Source organism: Bradyrhizobium commune, assembly GCF_015624505.1.
GTDB classification, from domain to species: domain Bacteria; phylum Pseudomonadota; class Alphaproteobacteria; order Rhizobiales; family Xanthobacteraceae; genus Bradyrhizobium; species Bradyrhizobium commune.
Genome location: NZ_CP061379.1, coordinates 5,540,194 through 5,559,875 on the forward strand (window position 1 = coordinate 5,540,194; position 19,682 = coordinate 5,559,875).

A 19,682-nucleotide genomic window follows, 5' to 3' on the forward strand; every position below is an offset into this window, starting at 1 on the left:
TCATTCTCCGGAGAGCCGATGTCCCCTCCCCGCAAGCGCGCGGATGTTCTGCTGGTCGAGCGCGGCCTGTTCGAGAGCCGCGCGCGGGCGCGCGCGGCGATCGAGGCCGGGCTCGTGACGGCTGACGACAGGCTTGTTTCAAAACCATCCGAAACCATCGCGGAGGACGCGGCGATCCAGGCCGAACCGGCACACCCTTATGTCTCGCGCGGCGGCGTCAAACTCGCCGGCGCGCTGGAGCGCTACCCCATCGAGGTCGAGGACCATGTCTGCCTCGACGTCGGCGCCTCCACCGGCGGTTTTACCGAGGTGCTGCTGGCGAACGGCGCGAGCCTGGTCTTTGCCGTCGATGTGGGCACGGCCCAACTGCATCCGTCACTGCGCGGGCACCCCAAGATCGTGTCGATGGAGGAGACGGATATCCGCGCCTATGACGGCAAGCGGCTTCCGGCGCGGCCCGATGTCGTCGTCATCGACGTCAGCTTCATCTCGCTGAAGACCGTGCTGCCCGTCGCGCTGTCGCTCGCAGCAGCGCCCATGAGCCTGCTCGCGCTGATCAAGCCGCAATTCGAGGCCGACCGAAAGCACAACAAGAAGGGCATCATCCGCGACGCCGCCGTGCATCAGGAGATCTGCGACGACATCGCAGCGTTCGCGGCATCACTCGGCTGCACCGGCATCGAGGTGTTTCCCTCCTCGATCGCGGGCGGCGACGGCAACATCGAATTCTTCCTGGGCGCGCGCCGTGGTTGAGCGCGTGAGGATCGATCACGTCGGCCATCGCGGCGACGGCGTCTCGCTCGACGAAGGCGACGCGCTCTACGTGCCGTATACGCTTGGTGGCGAGACCGTCGAGGTCGACCATGTCGCGGGCAACCATCCCGACCGCCGCAAGCTGCTCGCGGTCGAGGTCGCAAGCCCCGAACGCATCGAGCCGTTCTGTCCGCACTTCGGCGTCTGTGGCGGCTGCGCCATCCAGCACTGGGCGACCGAGCCCTATCACGCCTGGAAGCGCAACATCGTGGTCGAGACGCTGGCGCAGGCCGGCATCGAGTGCGAGGTGGCGCCGCTGGTCGATGCGCATGGCGCGGGGCGCAGGCGCGTCACGCTGCACGGAAGGTTCGGCACACACAGTATCCTCAAGGTCGGCTTCGCGGCGGTGAGTTCGCATGACGTGATCCCGATCCATCGCTGCCCGATCCTCGATCCCGCGCTCGACGGCGCGCTTGATGCGGCCTGGGCGCTTGCCGAACCGCTGACATCGAAAATGCCGGTGACGAAGCCGATCGACATCCAGGTCACCGCCACAGCCAATGGCCTCGATGTCGACGTGCGCGGCTCCGGCCCGCTGCCGACGGCCCTCATCACGGCGCTGTCGCGCGTCGCCGAGCAGCACCGGCTGGCACGGCTGACGCGGCATGGCGAGCTCGTGCTGCAACGCCTGCCACCGACGTTGCGGATGGGCCGCGCCGAGGTGACGTTGCCGCCGGGCTCGTTCTTGCAGGCAACGGTGGCGGGCGAAGAGACGCTGGCCGCGCTCGTCGCGGAGCGCGGCGGCAAAGCCAAGGAGGTTCTCGACCTTTTCTGCGGCGTCGGGCCGTTCGCGCTTCGGCTCGCTGAGAAGGCGCGCGTCACGGCTTTTGACAGCGACGCTGGCGCGATCAATGCGCTGGTGAAAGCCGCGCGCGCACCCGGCCTGAAGCCGATCAAGGCCGAGCCGCGCGACCTGTTCCGTCGCCCGCTGGTGCCGCAGGAGCTGCGCGACTTCGACGCCGTCGTGTTCGATCCGCCGCGCCAGGGCGCGCAGGCGCAGGCGCTGAAGCTCGCCACAAGCAAGGTCCCTGTGGTGATCGCGGTGTCCTGCAACGTCGTAACGTTTGCGCGCGACGCTCGGTTGCTCATTGATGGCGGTTACAAGATCGAGAGTGTCGTTCCGGTCGACCAGTTCCGCCACACGCCACACGTGGAATTGGTCGCGCGCTTCACGCGCTAGCGGCGAAGGGCCCCGAGCGCCGGCGACTCGCCGGGCAGCATGTTCGATCTGATATCGCTGTCCATGCGGCCCCCGTCCAGCTGGGTGAAGCCGGCGCCGAACGACAGGCTGAGGTTGGAGGTCGGCTTGAATTCGACGCCGGCAAAAGCGCCATAGCCCGGCGCTGTGCTGGACGTGAGCGGGGCAAGCGAGCTGCCGATGCCGTTGCCGTATTTCAGCGTGTCGAAACCGGCGAAGAACGTGACCGGCATGCCACCCGCGGTCTTGGCGGTGTAGCCGAACTGCGAGCTGTCGTAGGAGAGCGCGCTGAAATTGCCGGCCGGTCCAGCCTGGCTGAATCCGCTCCAATTGAGGTTGCCACGCTGGGTGTTGACAAAGAAGCCCGTGCGTCCGCCCGCCTCAGTGGAATTGAAGCTCGGAAAGTTGCCGTACGTATTGGAGGTTTGGTCGGCACTCCCGCCAAAGCCGAAAGGCCCGCCCGGGATGAAATATTGCACCGGGGCAACTTGCGCGTGAACCGGTGCTCCACTGAAGCAGAGCACCGCGAAGAGAGTGGCGAGACCGCAGGAACGCCGGAGGCGAGGCATTCAGGTGACCGTCAGAATGATACGCAAATTATACGCCCGGCATCGCGCAAATGCCAGCGACCGCACGCCGGTGAACGCGCCATCCGGTTCCAGGATTACCTCTTCCTGACGCTTTGAACCTCCCCCGTGCCGGATTGACCCATTGAAGGGTGCGCCAGCCAAGCCGCCACATTGACGCGAAGCCTGGCGCAGTTCTGCAACGCGCAAATTGTGCAGACCCTTGAAAATGCCAACGCTTGCATGGAGGTCGTCATGGAGGTCAATTCCGACAGGTTGAATGCCTTTATGGGCAAGATGGTCACCGAATTCGGCGCGGCGATGAACGCATCGCTGGTCCTGCTCGGCGACAAGCTCGGTCTCTACCGCACGCTTGCCACCAAGGGACCGATGAACTCGTCCGAGCTCGCGCGCGCCACCGGAACGACGGAACGCTACATCCGCGAATGGCTGTCGAGCCAGGCAGCCTCGGGCTACATCGAATACGATGCCGCGTCGGGAAAATTCTCGATGCTGCCGGAGCAGGCGATGGCGCTGGCCGATGAGGACAGCCCGGTCTTTCTCGGCGCATTCGCCAACGTGATCGCCTCGACATTTCTCGACGAGCCTAAGATTACGGACGCATTCAGGAGCGGCAAGGGTGTCGGCTGGAACCGGCGCAGCGAGTGCCTGTTCTGCGGCACGGCCCGGTTTTTCCGCACCGGCTACATGCACAATCTGGTGCAGGCCTGGCTGCCCGCGCTCGACGGTGTCGTCGACAAGCTGAAGCGCGGCGCCAAGGTCGCCGATGTCGGCTGTGGGCACGGCGTCTCGACACGGTTGATGGCGCAGGCCTTCCCGAACTCCCGCTTCTACGGTTTTGACTATCACGAGGGCTCGATCGAGGCCGCGCGAAAGGCGGCCGCCGACGCGAAACTCGGCGATCGGGTCTCCTTCGCCGTTCATTCCGCAAAAACCTATCCGGCCGAAGACTATGATCTCGTCTGCTTCTTCGATTGCCTGCACGACATGGGCGATCCCGTCGGCGCGATTCGCCACGTGCGCGAATCCATGGCGAAGGACGGCACCTGCATGCTGGTCGAGCCGTTCGCGAACGACCGTCTCGAGGACAACCTCAATCCGGTCGGACGCGTCTACTATGCGGCGTCGACCATGATCTGTACGCCGGCATCGCTGGACCAAGAGGTTGGCCTCGCGCTGGGCGCCCAGGCCGGCGAGGCACGTCTGCGCAACGTCGCGCGCGAAGGTGGCTTGACACGATTTCGCCGCGCCACCGAGACGCCCTTCAACTTGATCCTGGAGGCGCGGATCTGACGTCCATCACACGCCTGGCTCGGGTCGGCGCGCGACATAGCCGACCCGCAAGCCCGGCACGAAGCCGCATCCCTCGTAGAAGCGGTGCACGCGCGGGTCCTTGCGGCCGCTCTGCATCAGCACGTGATGGCAATGCTTCCGCCAGGCCGCCTCCAGCGCCGCCGTGACGACGGCGCGCCCGTGGCCACGCCCCTGGTGTTCGGGATGGGTCACGACGTTTTCGAGGAAGGCGTGGCGTCTGCCGCCGCGCAGCAAGTTGGGCACGGTGATGAGCATGCAGGTCGCGACGATCCTGCCGCCATCCTCCGAGACGAACACAGCGAGATCATCGCGGGACATTGTCTGCCGCCAGATCTCCTCGGCCCTCTCCCGCGGCTCGGCCGCCGCACTGACCTCCGAGGCGCGGAACAGATCGAGCAGCGCGGAGAGATCGGGTGCTTTGGCGAGCCTGGCAGTCGGCATTTCGCGTTCTCCTGACCTCGCGCGCGACCGGCGATATCAGGCCGCCGTGTCCGTTCCGGTCCCGAATGTAAGCTGATTCCCGTCGGCATCGACGGCATCAAAATCGCGCATGCCGTAGTCGCGGTCCTCCGGCTGGTTGAGCAGCTTCGCGCCCCGCCCCGCCACCTCGGCATGGACCTGGTCGACGTCCCGAACGAAAATGCAGATGGCACCATGGCCGGGCAGCCGCTTCGTGCTGCTCGCCGCGAGCAGGTGCAGGGCAACCTCGTCGCGACAGAGGCAGGCATAGGACAGCGGCTCGCCATATTCGAACGTGACGTCGAAGCCGAGCACGTCGCGATAATAGGCGAGGCCGGCTACGATATCGGAGACGACGAAGACGGTGGCGGAGCCGACCATCATCGGGCGTTCGTCGCTCATGTGAGCCTCCTGCAAGCGATCTCCGGCGCGCAGCCTAGCATGTGCGCGCGAGCCCTTGCACGGCCTATCCCGCAACGTAAACTGGCCTGCGAACAAGGCGGCCACAGCCCGCCGGACATGGGAGCACGACAATGAAATATCTGGGCCTGGCGCTGGCTGCGCTGTTCGCGGCGACCATCCCGGGAGCCGGCCACGGCAGCGAGCCGACGCGCTTCACGCCGCTGAAGGCGGACGAGCTCACACCGCCGCAGAAGGAATGGGCCGATGCGATCGCCGTGCCGCCGCGCAACGCCAAGTTCACCAATCCGCCCTACCGGGCCTATATCCACAACCCCGAGCTCGCACCAAAGCTCTCGGCGATGTCGGACTATCTGCGCTGGAACTCGTCGCTGCCGGCACGCTTGAGCGAATTCGCCATCCTGATCACGGCGCGGCAATGGACCGCGCAATATGAATGGTTTGCGCATTATCCGCTGGCGATGAAGGCAGGGCTCGATCCAGAGGTCGCCAACGGCGTCGCGAACGGCGTACGGCCGCAGGCAATGAAGGACGACGAGGCTGCGCTCTATGACCTCGCGATGGCGCTTTATCGCGACAAGAAAGTGTCCGACGAGATCTACCGCGCGGCGCTGCAAAAGTTCGGCGAGCGCGGCATCATGGATATCATCGGCCTGATCGGCTATTACGATCTGGTCTCGATGACGCTGATCACGATGCAGGCGGAAGCCCCGAACGACAGCGTTCCGCCGCTGCCGCCGCTCGCGGCGAAATAGATGCCTCCACGCCGTTCATGCCGCATGATCCCTTGCTCACGCGCCTGACATCTGCCCTTACTGAGGTGCCGGGCGTCGCGGCCGTCGTGCTCGGCGGATCGCGTGCGCGCGGCAGTGCGCATCCGGCGTCGGACTACGATATCGGCCTGTATTTCACCGCAGCTCGTCCAATTGACACGGAACGGCTGCTGGTCGCCGCGAAGGCGGTCGCCGACTATCCCGCGGCCGCGGCGGTGACGGCAATCGGCGAGTGGGGACCGTGGATCGTCGGCGGCGCCTGGCTGTCGGTCGAAGGACACAAGGTCGACCTGCTCTACCGCAACGCCGATGCCGTCGAAGCGGTGATGGAGGCCTGCCGCACCGGTACGGTCACGATGAACTATCAGCCCGGCCATCCGCACGGCTTCTGCTCGGCGATCTGGATGGGCGAGATCGCGTACTGTCAGCCTCTGCACGATCCGCTGGGCCTGATCGCTCGGCTCAAATCGATCGCGCTACCCTACCCGCAGACCCTCGCCGACACCCTGATCAGGCGCTTTCAGTGGGAGATCCTATTCAGCATCGAGAATGCCGAGCTCGCGGCCGCACGCAATGAGCGGACACATTTCGCGGGCTATCTCTACAGATCACTCGCCTGCATCGCCCAGGTGTTGTTTGCACTGAACTGTCGATACCTCATCAATGAAAAGGGCGCACTCCAGGAGACGGCCGGCTTCCCGCTCACGATTCCAGGTCTGGCGGAGCAGTCCGACGAAATCTGGCGCCTGGTTGGTGATGGCAGCTACACACAGGCCTGCGCGATCCTGCGGCGGATCGACCAGCAGTTGAAGGGGCTGACGCAGTCCGGCGGCAAGCAGCCGTGACGCTCAGGCAGTCTGGTCCACCGAGGACGACGAATCCGCCGGCGGATATTTGGTCACCGGCACCAGGAAGGACTTCATGCCGACCTGGTAGATGATCTTGCCGTTCTGTCCGTCATCCGTCGCGATCTGCGCCTGCCCGAACATGATGACGTTCTTGTAGACGATGCCGGTGCCCTGGCGGGTGATGCCGTCGGTGGTGACGCTGACCTGCGCCTCATTGCCGTTGACGGAGAGCACGCGAAAGCTCGCGCTCTTGCCGTTGTCGCTGGAATAGCCGCCCCAGCTTCCCATCAGGCGGCTGTCGGAAGCCGGCGGCGCCTGCTTTGCAAGCGTAGCGGTCTGCTTGCCGCCGCCCGCGGAGAACAGGAGCACCAGATTCTTGCCGTCCTTGGTGCCGACGGTGACCGAACCGAAGGTGATGGTCGCGCCATTGACCTGACCAAAGCCACGCTCGGTGTGCCCGTTATGGGTGTACTCGACCTGAGCGCGGGTGCCGCGGATGTTCACGACCTTGAAGCCGACGGCCTGGTTGTTGCCTGCCCAATTGCCCTTCCATTCACCGAGCATGGCGCTCTGGTGATAGACACGTTCATTGGCGGGTGAGATCTGGCTGGTGCTTTGCGTGACGATAGCCATGAGCTTGCTCGGTGCACGAGCTTGACGAACGCGATTGCGTTCGCGCGCCGGGACGCAGCGCCAGAAACATTCAGAAACAATTTGATTAAGGGCACGCCATGGTTAACAAGCGGTTAATCCCGCCCGCTGCCGGCGAGGCAAATGGTCTCGTCGGCGGGGCGCCTCAGCGGCCCCAGCGGTCCGACCAGATCTTTTCGCCGATCATGCAGTTCACGCGCGGCTCCTTGTCCTTGTCGGCAACGCGCAGCACCCGACGCTCCGGCGTGCGGCCGGCCACTTCCATCAGGAGCTTGGTGCGGATCGCCTCCTTGAACTTGTCGCGGTCCTTGATCGCGATCACGAAGGAGCCGGGACCGCCGACGACGCAGTCCTCGTAGTAGTAGTCGAGATTGTCGATATCCATGGTCGAATAGGACGGCTCCTTGACCATGATCGGCAGGCCGTTGATGACGATCCCCTTCTCGAGCGCGGCGTCGCGCGCCAGCGTGACCGGGCTGCCATTGTTGTTGGGGCCGTCGCCGGAGATGTCGATGACCCGACGAATCCCGTGATAGGGATCCTCGTCGAACAGCGGCATCGCAAATCCGATCGCGCCGGAGATCGAGGTGCGCGAGGCGCGTCGGATCGGCGTCTTCATGATCTCGGCCGAGACCGCATCCGCCGTCTCCGGTCCGTCGATCAGGCGCCAGGGGATGATGATCTTCTGGTCGGTGGACGCGGCCCACTCGAAATAGGTCACCGCGATCCTGCCGTTGGGACCGGCCTTCAACGCTTGCAGGAACTCCTTCGACTGGATCGCCTGCGCGTAGCCTTCGCGCTGGATCGCGAGCTCGTCCATGTCCATGGAGTAGGAGACGTCGACCGCGAGGATCAGCTCGACGTCGACCGATTGCGCGTCGCCATCGGCGGCCTGCCGCTGCGGTTGATATCTTGGTCCTGGCGCCGCGACGCTCGCGACGTCCCCTCCGGCAAGCACGCCGGCCACCAGCACAGCCCCGATCGAGAACAGCAAGCGCATCGCAGTCTCCCGTCGTATGACGTGATGGTGACATGCAAACGCCTTGCCGCAAAGTGCGAAGATCGCTTGTGCTTCACATTTGGGTTAGGAATTTGCGAGCTAGGATTTTGCGCGTCTCGCGCGACATTGCCGCCGCGTCGCCACGGTCGCGCCGCAGTGATACGCGCGACCGCTCACCTCGACAGGCTTTGGGACGAAGCACCCCGCCCACTTGTCCGGCGCAATTTCCATGCTAGGCTTGCTGCACAGATGGGGATGGAGTCCCCCGACAACCGCCCGGCGGTCGATGGCCGTAATGGGCTGATGACTCCTGCTTGAGGTGAGGCGTCACGGAGCCTCTGCCTTTGGCGGGAGCATGGACAAACCCGCCGCTGGCGGGTTTTTTGTTGCCGGTGACAAAGGCCAGGGAGAAGTCCACGGCGTGACGACGACGACACCGAATGCTGCGCGCGCAGGGCTGCCCAGAGGGATCTGGGTACTCGGCTTCGTCTCGATGCTGATGGATATCTCGTCCGAGATGATCCATGCGCTGCTGCCGGTCTATCTCGTCACCGTGCTCGGCGCCTCCACGCTCACCGTCGGTTTCATCGAGGGCATCGCCGAGGCGACCGCCTCGATCACGAAGATCTTTTCCGGCGCGCTGTCGGACTGGCTTGGCCGCCGCAAGCTGCTCGCCGCCCTTGGTTATGGGCTGGCCGCGCTGACAAAACCGCTGTTCCCGCTGGCGCCCAGCGTCGGCTGGTTGGTGGCGGCACGCTTCATCGACCGCGTCGGCAAGGGCATTCGTGGCGCACCGCGCGATGCGCTGATCGCCGACATCGCACCGCCCGGACTGCGCGGCGCGAGCTTCGGCCTGCGGCAGTCACTCGACACGATCGGCGCCTTCGTCGGGCCGCTCGCCGCAATCGGCCTGATGTGGTGGACCGCGGACAATTTTGCCGCCGTGTTCTGGGTGGCGGTGCTGCCGGCGTTCCTGTCGTTCGGCCTGATCGCGATGGCGGTGAGCGAGCCCGCGCCGGACGCGGCTCGGGAACTAACGAAAAACCCGCTCAACACCGCCGCCATGCGGCAGCTAGGCCCGGTCTATTGGCGCGTCGTCGCGATCGGCGCCGTGTTTACGCTGGCGCGCTTCAGCGAAGCCTTTCTGATCCTGCGCGCCCAGAACATCGGCCTCAATGCGATGTGGGTGCCGGCGGTGCTGGTGCTGATGAACATCGCCTACGCGCTCTCCGCCTATCCGGCCGGCGCGCTGTCGGACCGGATCAACCGGACCGCCCTGCTTGCGCTCGGACTTGTCTTTCTGGCGATGGCCGATCTCGCGCTCGCGCTGCTGCCAAACCTTGCCGGGCTCGCGCTCGGCGTCGCGCTATGGGGCCTGCACATGGGATTGACGCAAGGGTTGCTGGCAGCGCTCGTCGCCGATGCCGCGCCGCCGCACCTGCGCGGCACCGCGTTCGGCTATTTCAACCTGTTCACGGGCCTTGCATTGCTGGCCGCGAGCGTGATCGCCGGCGCGTTGTGGGACGCGTACGGCCCGGCCGGCACTTTCTTCGCGGGGCTCGGCTTTGCGCTGGTCTCGCTTGTGGGGCTGCTCGCGATCGGCAAAAGGCTGGCAGAGGACCGCAACTAATCATGCGCTTCGCAAATTGGGGGACGAGACGTTGAACATCCAATTCATTCTGGCCGTTGCTGCCGGCGGGGCGGTGGGCGCCGTCGTGCGCTATCTCGTTGGCATCGGCTCCGGCCGCGCGTTCGGCACGGATTTTCCCTGGGGCACACTGATCATCAATGTGACGGGATCGTTCCTGATCGGCATGTTCGCGGCGTTGTTCGCGACAAAATGGAACCTGCCGCAGGCGGCCCGGATCTTCCTGACGGTCGGAATTTGTGGCGGATACACGACATTCTCGACCTTCTCGCTCGATGCCTGGTATCTGATCGAGCGCGGACAAAGCTGGGCCTCGGCAACCTACATGATTGCGTCGGTCGTGCTGTCCGTCGGCGCTCTCATTGCAGCCATGCAGCTCATTCGCGCGATTCCATGAAGGGCGCGTGTCCGGTCAACGCATCCCTGCCCATCCTTTCGGACATGTTGCCGGGCCGGCCGACCGCCTTGGAGAGGTCACGGGTCCTGCAATATAATAAACGCGTTGCAGGCCGAGCGGCGCGCGGCTGAAAGCTCACGACCGGAGCGTTTCGGGACACGATGAACGACACCGTCACCAAGCCGAAGACGCGGACCAAGATCAAGGTCGAGCGGCCGAAGCTGCACAAGGTCATCCTGATCAACGACGACTACACACCGCGTGAGTTCGTCACCATGATCCTGAAGGCCGAGTTCCGCATGACCGAGGATCAGGCCTACAAGGTCATGATCACCGCTCACAAGCTGGGCGCCTGTGTCGTCGCCGTCTTCACCAAGGACGTCGCCGAGACCAAGGCCACCCGCGCCACCGATGCCGGCCGCGCCAAGGGTTATCCGCTGTTGTTCACGACAGAGCCGGAAGAATAGCGGCTTCGCCTAGTCCTTGAGGCGCGCCATGATGATTTCGTCGTGATAGGTGCCGTCGACCAGAATAGCCATCCGCTTGGTGCCCTCCTCGACAAACCCGATCTTGCGATAGAGCGCCGCCGCAGCGACGTTGCTCGCGAACACACCGAGCTCGATGCGACGGAAGCCGAACGTATCCGCAGCCTGAACCGCCTGCCGAAGCAGTTGCTCGCCAAATCCCCGGCCCCTGACGTCCGGCAAGAGCCCCATGAAGAGATCGCCGACATGCGCCGAGACGGCGCGGCTCGCCGGCGGCACGTTGCACCAACCGACCACTGCACCGTCGATTACGGCGATGATCTGCGGATAGCCCCGTTCAACATTACGGGTAACGAAGGCGCGGACCTGCTCGATCGGCGGCGCCTCCGTAAGCGCGATGTATTTGCGCTCGCGGGCCACGATATCGATGGCGGCACGAAAGGCATCGGTGTCGGCGATCTCGATCTGGCGGAATTCGACGGTCATGGGCAGCCCCGTGGCTTTGACCTCAGCATACCTAATTGTTCCACCACCGCGACGGGCGCTGGCCCAATCACCCGAGCAGCGCCGAGGTCCGCCAGTGCACGCGCAGCACGGTCTTTCCACCAGCAGCAGGAAGGGCGGAATGATCCTGTTCGACGACGCGGCCTCCGAGCCGCTCGTAAAAACGAAGCGCGGCTACGTTCGCTTCGAAGACCCAGAGGTGAAACCCGCCGCCCGTAGCTCTTGCCGAAAACTGGCCGACGGCATCGCGAAGCAGCCGCTCGCCCATTCCTCGACCACGCGCCTGCGGGCGAACGTGAAGATTGTCCACGAGGCTGCCCCAAACAGGATCGGCATCGCATTGGCAGCAAACGAACCCTTGCATGACGCCAATCGGATCGAATGCCACGTTGATCAACTGTGTTGAGGGCCGGTCGCGGAGTCGTTGAGACCAGACGGCGAGCCGATCATCCTCGACGGCGCCCTTCAAGAATTCCGGTGCGAGAATGTCCGCGTAGGCGTCTCGCCAGCTCGAGGCGTGAATGGCGGCAATCAGAGCCGCATCCTGCTCTGTCGCAGATCGAATGACGATGTCGTTCAAACTGTCACTCTTCGTTCTCATCGGCGCTTGCAAGCTACGCCATCACCACCGGCGTCTCTTCCGCCAGCCCGTACACGCGCTGCGCCTGGGAAAACCCCGCGATCGGAAACTCGCCGAGATCGCGCCAGCCTTCGCGGCACACCTTCGCGAAAACCTCGGACGCCACCACCGTGCGCCCGAGCCTCCCTGCAATCTTCTCCATCCGGGCCGCGAGATTGACGGCGGGACCGATGCAGGTGAAGTCGAGCCGGTTGCCGCCGCCGATATTGCCGTAGAGGATGTTGCCGACATGGAGCGCGACGCCGAAGCGGAAGCGCTCGACGACGTCGCCGACGGGATGCGCGAGCGCCTCGACGCTGGCGCGCGATTCTCGCGCTGCTTCCAAGACGCGCGCGCAGACATGCGAGGCGTCGCCGACATATTCGTCGATCGGGAACACTGCGAGCAGCCCGTCGCCCATGAATTTCAGGACTTCGCCGCCGTGGCCGCGGATCGCGGTCACCTGGCAATCGAAATAGCGGTTGAGGATATCGACCACCGTCTCGGCCGGTAGCCGGTCCGACAGCGCGGTGAAGCCGCGCAGGTCCGACAGCCAGATCGCGGCCTGCATGGTGTCGTTGTGGCCGCGGCGGATCTGGCCGGCGAGAATGCGCTCGCCGGCGCGATTTCCCACATAGGTGTCGAGCAGGGTCGCAGCGGTGCGGCGCAGGGTGACGATCTCGCTGACGCGCGCGAGCGGCGCCACGATGGAGCGGATCGTCGCGATGTCGTCCTCGCTGAAGCCGCCGGGATGCCGCGTGGTCCAGCTGATCGCATGAATCGAGCCGTCGAGAAACCGCATCGGCGTCGCGATGTAGTCGGTGACGCCCTCGGCGCGCATGTCTTCCAGGAACGGAAACCGCCTGGTGTCGATCTCGTCGATGCGGCCCCTGACCTCCAGCCCCTCCTCGAACACGATCCGGAGCGGGCTCCGGGCGAACTCGGGCGTATCCAAAATCTCGAAATCGACGGTGCCGATCTCGACCTCCTCGCCCTGCCGCCAGATGAAGTTGCGGCCGAAGATCTCGGGATGCAGCGTGCGGATGAAGACGCCGAACCGCCATAATGGAAGGCCGGCTGCGACCAGGTTTTCGCAGGCATCCGCAATCATCTCCGCCGGCCCCCGCGACGATCTGGCGCCGTCGATCAGCCAGTTGATGATGCGCTGGAGCTCGGAGTTTTCCATGGGCGCATTTGCCGACGAAGTTGTGGGGCCGTCAAGCTGCGCGGTGGGCTAGTACCGCGACACAAAAGCTTCAAGCGGGCCTACCGCCCGACCTGTCCGCGATCGCGGATGAAGTGATCCGCCAGCACGCAGGCCATCATGGCCTCGCCAACGGGCACGGCACGGATGCCGACGCAGGGGTCGTGGCGGCCCTTGGTCATGATCTCGGTGTCGGCGCCGTTACGATCGACCGTCAGGCGCGGCTGCAGGATCGACGAGGTCGGCTTCACTGCAAAACGCACCACCACCGGCTGGCCGGTGGAGATACCGCCCAGAACGCCGCCGGCATGGTTGGACAAAAAGCGCGTGCCGTCATTGCCGGTACGCATCTCGTCGGCGTTCTCCTCGCCTGTGAGCTCAGCCGCGCCAAAGCCGGCGCCGATCTCGACGCCCTTCACGGCGTTGATGGTCATCATCGCGCCCGCCAGATCGGAATCGAGCTTTGCGTAGATCGGCGCGCCCAGGCCTGCGGGCACGCCTTCGGCGACGATCTCCAGCACCGCACCGATCGAGGAGCCGCTCTTTCGGATGCCGTCGAGATACGTCTCGAAGAACGCGGCCTTGTCCTTGTCCGGACAGAAGAACGGATTCTTGGCAACCTCGTCCCAATCCCACTTCTCGCGATCGATCTTGTGCGGGCCCATCTGCACCAGCGCGCCACGCACCTTGACGTCGGGCAGCACCTTTCGCGCAATCGCACCGGCGGCAACGCGCGTGGCGGTCTCGCGCGCGGAAGAGCGGCCGCCGCCGCGATAATCGCGCAGACCGTACTTCGCCTCATAGGTGAAGTCGGCATGGCCGGGGCGGAACTTGTCCTTGATCTCCGAATAATCCTTCGAGCGCTGGTCGGTGTTCTCGATCAGCAGCCCGATCGGGGTGCCCGTCGTCACCTGCACGCCGGTCTCCGGATGCGCCATCACGCCGGAGAGGATTTTGACCTGATCCGGCTCCTGCCGCTGGGTGGTGAAGCGCGACTGGCCGGGCCGGCGGCGATCGAGGTCCTGCTGGATGTCGGCCTCGGTCAGCGGGATCATCGGCGGGCAGCCGTCGACCACGCAGCCGATCGCCACGCCGTGGCTCTCGCCAAAGGTGGTTACGCGGAACATGTGGCCGAAGGTGTTGAAGGACATCGCTGCTCGCTCGGTTCCGGCGTGTGGTAACGCGCGGGGGGCCGGGGGTCAAACCCGCAAGCGGCCCTGGGAATGCCGGAGCGGTTTAACTATACTTCTCCAGCCGCCCCTCGCGGAACACATAGACGGCGCCCTGCTCGATATAGAGCTCGGCGGCGCTTGCAGGCGTCTCGAGGCCGAGCGAGACCATCAGGGCCCGGCAGGTGCCGCCATGGGCGACCGCGACGGTGTCGGTCGGGAGCTCGTCGTACCAGGCTCGGACGCGGACCTGCACATCGGCATAGGTCTCCCCGCCTGCCGGCCCCACTGTCCATTTGTCGGCGAGGCGACGGGCATAGATTTCGGGATCGGCGGCCTCGCTCTCGGCGAGCGTCAGCCCCTCCCAGGTGCCATAGCCGATCTCGCGCAGGCGATCGTCGAGCGCGTAATCGGCAGGCGGCAATTCGAGCTTGCCGCGCGCGAGCTCCATGGTCTGGCGCGCACGGCCGAGCGGGCTCGACACGTAGGGCAGCGCCGCCTTGTCGCGGCCGTCGCGTTTGAAGAGATCGGCGAGGACGCCGCCTGCCTGCACGGCCTGGTCGCGGCCACGCGCGTTCAGCGGAACGTCCTTGGTGCCCTGAAGCCTGCCGAGCGCGTTCCACTCGGTCTCGCCGTGGCGAAGATAATAGATCGTGGGCACGGGCATTGCGGTTGAAGATCAGTCCTTCCCGCCCAACGAGACGTCCGGCGCATCAGGCCGTTTCATGCCGAGCACGTGGTAGCCGGCATCGACATGATGCACTTCGCCGGTGACGCCGCGCGACAGATCTGACAGGAAGTACAGCGCACTGTCGCCAACCTCCTCGATCGTCACGTTGCGCCGCAGCGGTGCGTTGAGCTCGTTATATTTCAGGAGGAGGCGTGAATCGGCGATGCCGGCGAACGCCAGCGTCTTGATCGGTCCCGCCGAGATCGCGTTGACGCGGATCGCCTTCTCGCCGAGATCGGCGGCCAGATAGCGCACGCTCGCCTCCAGCGCCGCCTTGGCGACGCCCATGACGTTGTAGTTCGGCATCCATTTCTCGGAGCCGTAATAGCTCAGCGTGATGATCGAGCCGCCGTCGGTCATCAGCTTCTCGGCGCGCTGCGCGATCGCCGTCAGCGAGTAGCAGGAGATCAGCATCGACTTGGAGAAATTGTCCGCGGTGGTGTCGACGTAGCGGCCCTCGAGCTGGTCCTTGTCGGCAAATGCGATCGCGTGCACGACGAAATCGATCTTGCCCCACTTCTCCTTCAGCACGTCGAACACCGCGTCGATGGTCGCGGCATCCGTGACGTCGCAATGGCCGAGCATGAGCGCGCCGAGCTCGGCAGCGAGCGGCTCGACCCGCTTTTTCAGCGCATCGCCCTGATAGGTGAGTGCCAGCTCTGCGCCGGCTGCGTGGCATGCCTTGGCGATGCCCCAGGCGATCGAGCGGTTGTTGGCAACGCCGAGGATCACCCCGCGCTTGCCTTGCATCAGAGCTGAATTCTGCGCCATTTCTTCACGTCCGAACTGGGTTAGGGTCTGGAGGTACACCAGCCCTCCCCTGCGGTACAGTCCTAATACGCGGCGTTAACGCTGTTTCGACGGCCGGAATAGCCGTTCTGCTCGGGTGTTATGATCGTTGAGGCGCTCGCGCCGAACGTTGAGGACGACAAGACGGCAATGAGTGCGTTTCGCCAGAGTGTGGAAGCCATGATCCCGGCGTTGCGACGCTACGCCCGCGCGTTGACGCGCGATGCGGATGCGGCGGACGATCTGGTGCAGGACACGCTGGTGCGTGCGTTGCGTTCGGAGCGATTGTTTCTCGGAGGCGACGTCAGGAGCTGGCTCTATACGATCCTGACCAACCTCAACAAGAACCGGCGGCGCTCGCTGGCAAGGCGGCCGCAATTCATGCAGCTGACGGAGAACAGCCCGGACGCCAGCGGGACCGAAGCCGAAGGGCGTGACATCGAGAAGGCGTTGTCGACGCTGGTCGAGGAGCAGCGGTCGGTGTTGCTGCTGGTGATGCTGGAGGGCATGAGCTACCGCGAGGTCGCCGACATCCAGGGCGTGCCGATCGGCACCGTGATGTCGCGCCTGGCGCGCGCACGCGCCCACGTCAAAGCGTCGCTGGAGGGTGAGCGCCCGGCGCTGAGGCGGGTGAAATGATGGCAGGATTAGTGCAACGATATTTTGGGCCGCAGAGCCAGAGACGACCGATATGAACGACCACAATATTCCCGTGACCGAAGACGAGCTTCACGCCTATGTCGACGGCGAGCTGCCGGCCGAGCGCCGCGCCGACGTCGAGGCCTGGCTCGGTGCGCACCCAGAGGATGCCGAGCGGGTGCAATCCTGGCGTGCCATGGCCGAGATGCTGCACGCCCGTTACGACTCGGTCGCCCAGGAGCCGGTGCCGGCGCGGCTGGAGCTGGAACGGCTGGAGCGTCGTCCGCGGCAATGGTTCTATGGTGCGGTTGCGGCAGCGCTGGTCGCCTTTGTCGCCGGCGGCACGGCCGGCTGGATCGCGCATGGCGCCGCAAATGCGCCCTCGACCTTCCAGAGTTTTACCGCGGACGCGCTCGACGCCCACCGCCTCTATGTGGTCGAGGTCCGCCACCCGGTCGAGGTCGGCGGCAACGAGCGCGACCACCTCCAGGCCTGGCTGACCCGACGCTGCGGCTGGACCGTGTTCGCCCCGAACCTGGAGGCGAGCGGGCTGAAGCTCGTCGGCGGCCGGCTGCTGCCGGGGCCGAACGGGCCGGCGTCGTTCCTGATGTATGAGGGCGCCTCGGGCGAGCGCTACACGATCTACACGGCCAAGACCGAGACCGGTGCAACACAGATGCGCTACGCCAAGACGGACAAGGACGGGGCGCTGTTCTGGGCCGAGCGTGGCGTCGGCTACGTCGTCAGCGGTGGTGGCAGCGACCGTGACCGGCTGACCAAGGTGGCGCAGGCCGTCTACGACCAGGCCGAGAAAAACGGCGGCTAAGCAACCGCACGAGCGCCGTGCCTCGATTCCGTCATTGAAAATTTCGAATCAAGACATGCGCGCGTCTCATTATCGCACCGGGTGATCACGCGATTATGAGCAGCGTTCGATCCGCCGATCGACGCGGGCGGCCTCGATTGGGGTTTTTGGTACCGCGCTGGTCCCCCTCTCGAGGCCGCACCTTTTCATCGGCTGCCCCGCCGGACAGCCGACACGTCGAGAAGCGCTACCACGCCTCAGGCATATGATGGGCATCATCCGTTCGGAGATGCCCTCAGCTTTTAGGAGAACCCCTTCAGTTGCGCTCGGCTTTAGCCAAGTCCGCTGCGTGGATTGTAGGGGTGCTGGTCCCGCCACTTTTCCATCAGTGCCTCGAGCTCGGCGTCGTTTCCATCCGGTAGGATAATCCGGATGACGACAAAGAGATCCCCGGTTCCGCCAGTTTTCGGCAAGCCCTTACCTTTCAGACGGAAGGTCCGGCCGCTGGAGGTGTTTTTGGGCACCGACAGTTCGACCGCATTGCCGAGCGTGGGCACGCGGACCTTGCCGCCGAGCACCGCCTCATAGAGCGTGACGGGCAGGTCGATCCGCAAGTCGGCGCCCTCGACCTTGAAGAACGAGTGCGGTGCGATGCTGATCGTGATCAGGAGATCGCCCGGCGGATGGCCCTGGGCGCTCTCGCCCTGCCCCCGCAGTCGGATCTGCTGGCCCTCGACGACCCCGGCCGGAATCTTGACGTTGAGCTCCTTGCCATTCGGCAGCCGGACGCGCTTCTCGCCGCCCTTGACCGACTCTTCCAGCGAGACGGACATGGCGACGCTGACATCGAGATCGAGCCCGACCCCGCCGGTGTCGAATTCGAACTGGGCACCGCCGCCGGCTCCGGGCCGCGCACCGCGCATCCCGCCGCCGAACATGCTGTTGAGGATGTCCTCGAACGCGCCCGCACCCTGGCCGGGGCCGGCACTGCCGCCACGGAACGTATAGCTCTCGAACCCGCCGGGACCAGCGCGCCCGCGCGGACCGGCGCCACCGCCCGGGAAGCCCTGAAAGCGCGGCTTGCCGTCGGCGTCGATCTCGCCGCGGTCGAACTGCTTGCGCTTGTCCTCGTCGCCAAGGATCTCGTTGGCCGAGTTGAGCTCGGCGAAGCGCTCGGCAGCCTTCGGATCATCCTTGTTGCTGTCAGGATGATGCTTCTTGGCAAGCTTGCGATAGGCGCTCTTGATCGCGGCAGCGTTGGCGCTCCGCGGCACCCCCAAGACCTCATAGGGGTCGCGCATCCGTCACGTCTCCTCTCGGGAAATCGAAATGTTCAAAGGGCTCCCCGCCCCACCTGAACCTCATGTGGGGGGCGAGTGGCATTTTTGCAACTAGTTCGATGAAGCGATGATCTACGATTCGAGCGTGATCTTAGCGGAAAACCGGTTTCCCGATCATGCTCAACTGCGCCACGGCTTTAGCGTATGAATCTCCCAACGGCCACGGCTGCTTTGGCAGCCGGCGCCCTGGAGCCAGCTCTCGGTGTCGCCGTTGACGTAGCTCGCCAGGAAATCGCGGCACTTGCGGCCATCCTCGGCGGCGTAGGACTGCGCGATCGGCGTCACCGAGCCGCGCGCGCCGGTCTCCGGATTCTCCCAGTGCTGACTGGCGTCTTTGTCGCCCTTGCTCAGCACGTCGGAGGCGGCGTTGCGGGCGAAGGCGAGATCGGTCTCGGTCGGTGCGGCCTCCTTCGGCCGCACGATCGAGCCCGTGAGGTCGCCGTCGTCAGCCTTGGCGTAGGCGCTGGTGTCGTTGCGGGAGAGGCTGCAACCGCCGGTGCCGAGCCCGACCAGAATCATCGTCATGACAATGCCGGACGGGCGGATCGCCGATAGGCCAACGCGTCCCCATGCCCTATATAGGGCGGTAGCGGACAACAACGCGTTTTGGGCCGCGGGACGCAACTCGGACTCCAGACATGACCGACACGACCTCGATGAAACACCAGACACCCTTAACATCCGGTGATTTCACCGCCGCCGATGAGCCTTTTGCGCTGTTTGCGGCCTGGCTGGACGAAGCGATCAAGAGCGAGCCGAACGATCCGAACGCGATGGCGCTCGCAACCGTCGATCCCGATGGCCTGCCCGACGTGCGCATGGTGCTGATGAAGGGCTTCGATGCTGAGGGTTTCGTCTTCTACAGCCACATCGCGAGCCAGAAGGGCCGCGAACTCGCCGCAAATCCTAAGGCGGCGTTACTTTTTCACTGGAAGTCGCTGCGCCGTCAGGTCCGCATCCGCGGCAACGTGACGCCGGTGACCGACGCCGAGGCCGACACCTATTTCGCCACCCGCCCGAAGCAGGCGCAGATCGGCGCCTGGGCGAGCAAGCAGTCCGAGGCGCTGGAGAGCCGCTTCGCCTTCGAGCAGGCCATCGCAAAGGTCGCGGCCAAACACATCATCGGCGAGGTGCCGCGGCCGCCGGGCTGGAGCGGCTGGCGCATCACGCCGTCGCGTATCGAGTTCTGGCACGACCGCCCATTCCGTCTGCACGACCGCATCGAATTTCGCCGTGACGCGGCCTGCCAGAAATGGTCCAAGACGCGGATGTACCCTTGAGCTTTGCGCC

At 65.1% G+C, this 19,682-nt stretch carries 24 protein-coding genes and 1 riboswitch; of the genes, 11 read left to right on the forward strand and 13 right to left on the reverse strand.

Translation table 11 applies throughout. The annotated features are described in order from the left end of the window. Positions 1–18 precede the first annotated feature (18 nt). Together IC761_RS26015 and IC761_RS26020 are read left to right on the forward strand one after the other, a co-directional pair. Positions 19–753 carry a TlyA family RNA methyltransferase gene (locus IC761_RS26015; protein ID WP_195799534.1) on the forward strand — a complete coding sequence of 245 codons (735 nt, stop codon included), beginning with the start codon at positions 19–21 and terminating at the stop codon, positions 751–753. Then, positions 746–1,993, forward strand: a complete 1,248-nt coding sequence (locus tag IC761_RS26020) for a class I SAM-dependent RNA methyltransferase (protein ID WP_195799535.1) — start codon at positions 746–748, stop codon at positions 1,991–1,993. The genes IC761_RS26015 and IC761_RS26020 overlap by 8 nt, the downstream gene beginning before the upstream one ends. On the opposite strand, the gene IC761_RS26025 is transcribed toward IC761_RS26020, so the two are convergent. Next, on the reverse strand, positions 1,990–2,580 hold the full coding sequence (locus IC761_RS26025) for a hypothetical protein (RefSeq protein WP_195799536.1): 591 nt from the start codon (positions 2,578–2,580) through the stop codon (positions 1,990–1,992). The two genes, IC761_RS26020 and IC761_RS26025, sit on opposite strands and share 4 nt — an antisense overlap. A 252-nt stretch (positions 2,581–2,832) precedes the next feature. On the opposite strand from IC761_RS26025, the gene IC761_RS26030 reads away from it, so the two are divergent. Then, entirely contained in the window at positions 2,833–3,891 is a 1,059-nt protein-coding gene (locus IC761_RS26030; RefSeq protein WP_195799537.1) for a class I SAM-dependent methyltransferase, read from the forward strand. A 6-nt stretch (positions 3,892–3,897) separates the two neighbouring features. On the opposite strand, the gene IC761_RS26035 is transcribed toward IC761_RS26030, so the two are convergent. Together IC761_RS26035 and IC761_RS26040 are read right to left on the reverse strand one after the other, a co-directional pair. Next, on the reverse strand, positions 3,898–4,353 hold the full coding sequence (locus IC761_RS26035; RefSeq protein WP_195799538.1) for a GNAT family N-acetyltransferase: 456 nt from the start codon (positions 4,351–4,353) through the stop codon (positions 3,898–3,900). 36 nt (positions 4,354–4,389) lie between these two features. Further along, on the reverse strand, positions 4,390–4,773 hold the full coding sequence (locus IC761_RS26040; RefSeq protein ID WP_195799539.1) for a bleomycin resistance protein: 384 nt from the start codon (positions 4,771–4,773) through the stop codon (positions 4,390–4,392). Between the two features lie 131 nt (positions 4,774–4,904). Between IC761_RS26040 and IC761_RS26045 the strand changes: the two genes are divergently transcribed. Beyond that, entirely contained in the window at positions 4,905–5,546 is a 642-nt protein-coding gene (locus tag IC761_RS26045) for a carboxymuconolactone decarboxylase family protein (protein ID WP_195799540.1), read from the forward strand. A gap of 17 nt (positions 5,547–5,563) precedes the next feature. After that, positions 5,564–6,409, forward strand: a complete 846-nt coding sequence (locus IC761_RS26050) for a nucleotidyltransferase domain-containing protein (RefSeq protein ID WP_195799541.1) — start codon at positions 5,564–5,566, stop codon at positions 6,407–6,409. Positions 6,410–6,412: 3 nt separating this feature from the next. Here IC761_RS26050 and IC761_RS26055 read toward each other — a convergent pair whose 3' ends face one another. Both IC761_RS26055 and IC761_RS26060 read right to left on the reverse strand, forming a co-directional pair. Next, positions 6,413–7,045, reverse strand: coding sequence for a hypothetical protein (locus tag IC761_RS26055; protein ID WP_195799542.1), 633 nt, complete (start codon positions 7,043–7,045; stop codon positions 6,413–6,415). Between the two features lie 163 nt (positions 7,046–7,208). After that, positions 7,209–8,063, reverse strand: a complete 855-nt coding sequence (locus IC761_RS26060) for a DUF1194 domain-containing protein (RefSeq protein ID WP_195799543.1) — start codon at positions 8,061–8,063, stop codon at positions 7,209–7,211. A 242-nt stretch (positions 8,064–8,305) separates the two neighbouring features. Continuing rightward, positions 8,306–8,383: riboswitch (Fluoride riboswitch) on the forward strand. A 101-nt stretch (positions 8,384–8,484) separates the two neighbouring features. Between IC761_RS26060 and IC761_RS26065 the strand changes: the two genes are divergently transcribed. The 3 genes from IC761_RS26065 (at position 8,485) to clpS (ending at position 10,575) form a co-directional block, all read left to right on the forward strand. Then, positions 8,485–9,693: an MFS transporter gene (locus tag IC761_RS26065; RefSeq protein WP_195799544.1), complete on the forward strand. Its 1,209-nt coding sequence runs from the start codon at positions 8,485–8,487 to the stop codon at positions 9,691–9,693. A 31-nt stretch (positions 9,694–9,724) separates the two neighbouring features. Further along, complete coding sequence (crcB, locus tag IC761_RS26070) at positions 9,725–10,108, forward strand: fluoride efflux transporter CrcB (protein ID WP_195799545.1); 384 nt, start codon at positions 9,725–9,727, stop codon at positions 10,106–10,108. 161 nt (positions 10,109–10,269) lie between these two features. After that, entirely contained in the window at positions 10,270–10,575 is a 306-nt protein-coding gene (clpS, locus tag IC761_RS26075) for an ATP-dependent Clp protease adapter ClpS (protein ID WP_195799546.1), read from the forward strand. A gap of 9 nt (positions 10,576–10,584) precedes the next feature. Here clpS and IC761_RS26080 read toward each other — a convergent pair whose 3' ends face one another. The 6 genes from IC761_RS26080 to fabI form a co-directional block, all read right to left on the reverse strand. After that, positions 10,585–11,079 carry a GNAT family N-acetyltransferase gene (locus tag IC761_RS26080; protein WP_195799547.1) on the reverse strand — a complete coding sequence of 165 codons (495 nt, stop codon included), beginning with the start codon at positions 11,077–11,079 and terminating at the stop codon, positions 10,585–10,587. A gap of 67 nt (positions 11,080–11,146) precedes the next feature. Beyond that, on the reverse strand, positions 11,147–11,677 hold the full coding sequence (locus IC761_RS26085; protein WP_246791317.1) for a GNAT family N-acetyltransferase: 531 nt from the start codon (positions 11,675–11,677) through the stop codon (positions 11,147–11,149). Positions 11,678–11,711: 34 nt separating this feature from the next. Further along, on the reverse strand, positions 11,712–12,902 hold the full coding sequence (locus IC761_RS26090) for an adenylate/guanylate cyclase domain-containing protein (protein WP_195799549.1): 1,191 nt from the start codon (positions 12,900–12,902) through the stop codon (positions 11,712–11,714). Between the two features lie 80 nt (positions 12,903–12,982). Then, complete coding sequence (gene aroC, locus IC761_RS26095; RefSeq protein WP_195799550.1) at positions 12,983–14,071, reverse strand: chorismate synthase; 1,089 nt, start codon at positions 14,069–14,071, stop codon at positions 12,983–12,985. A gap of 85 nt (positions 14,072–14,156) precedes the next feature. After that, positions 14,157–14,756 (reverse strand): histidine phosphatase family protein, encoded by a 600-nt coding sequence (locus tag IC761_RS26100; RefSeq protein ID WP_195799551.1) that lies wholly within the window; start codon positions 14,754–14,756, stop codon positions 14,157–14,159. Between the two features lie 12 nt (positions 14,757–14,768). After that, positions 14,769–15,590, reverse strand: a complete 822-nt coding sequence (fabI, locus tag IC761_RS26105; RefSeq protein WP_195799552.1) for an enoyl-ACP reductase FabI — start codon at positions 15,588–15,590, stop codon at positions 14,769–14,771. Positions 15,591–15,758: 168 nt separating this feature from the next. On the opposite strand from fabI, the gene IC761_RS26110 reads away from it, so the two are divergent. Both IC761_RS26110 and IC761_RS26115 read left to right on the forward strand, forming a co-directional pair. Beyond that, on the forward strand, positions 15,759–16,247 hold the full coding sequence (locus IC761_RS26110; protein WP_195799553.1) for a sigma-70 family RNA polymerase sigma factor: 489 nt from the start codon (positions 15,759–15,761) through the stop codon (positions 16,245–16,247). A 52-nt stretch (positions 16,248–16,299) separates the two neighbouring features. Beyond that, a complete protein-coding gene (locus IC761_RS26115; protein WP_195799554.1) occupies positions 16,300–17,073 on the forward strand; it encodes an anti-sigma factor family protein in 774 nt (257 codons plus the stop codon). Positions 17,074–17,384: 311 nt separating this feature from the next. On the opposite strand, the gene IC761_RS26120 is transcribed toward IC761_RS26115, so the two are convergent. Together IC761_RS26120 and IC761_RS26125 are read right to left on the reverse strand one after the other, a co-directional pair. Next, positions 17,385–18,353, reverse strand: a complete 969-nt coding sequence (locus IC761_RS26120) for a DnaJ C-terminal domain-containing protein (RefSeq protein WP_195799555.1) — start codon at positions 18,351–18,353, stop codon at positions 17,385–17,387. Between the two features lie 159 nt (positions 18,354–18,512). Continuing rightward, entirely contained in the window at positions 18,513–18,917 is a 405-nt protein-coding gene (locus IC761_RS26125; RefSeq protein ID WP_195799556.1) for an RT0821/Lpp0805 family surface protein, read from the reverse strand. A gap of 113 nt (positions 18,918–19,030) precedes the next feature. On the opposite strand from IC761_RS26125, the gene pdxH reads away from it, so the two are divergent. Beyond that, positions 19,031–19,672 carry a pyridoxamine 5'-phosphate oxidase gene (gene pdxH / locus IC761_RS26130; protein ID WP_195799557.1) on the forward strand — a complete coding sequence of 214 codons (642 nt, stop codon included), beginning with the start codon at positions 19,031–19,033 and terminating at the stop codon, positions 19,670–19,672. The last annotated feature ends 10 nt before the right edge of the window (positions 19,673–19,682 follow it).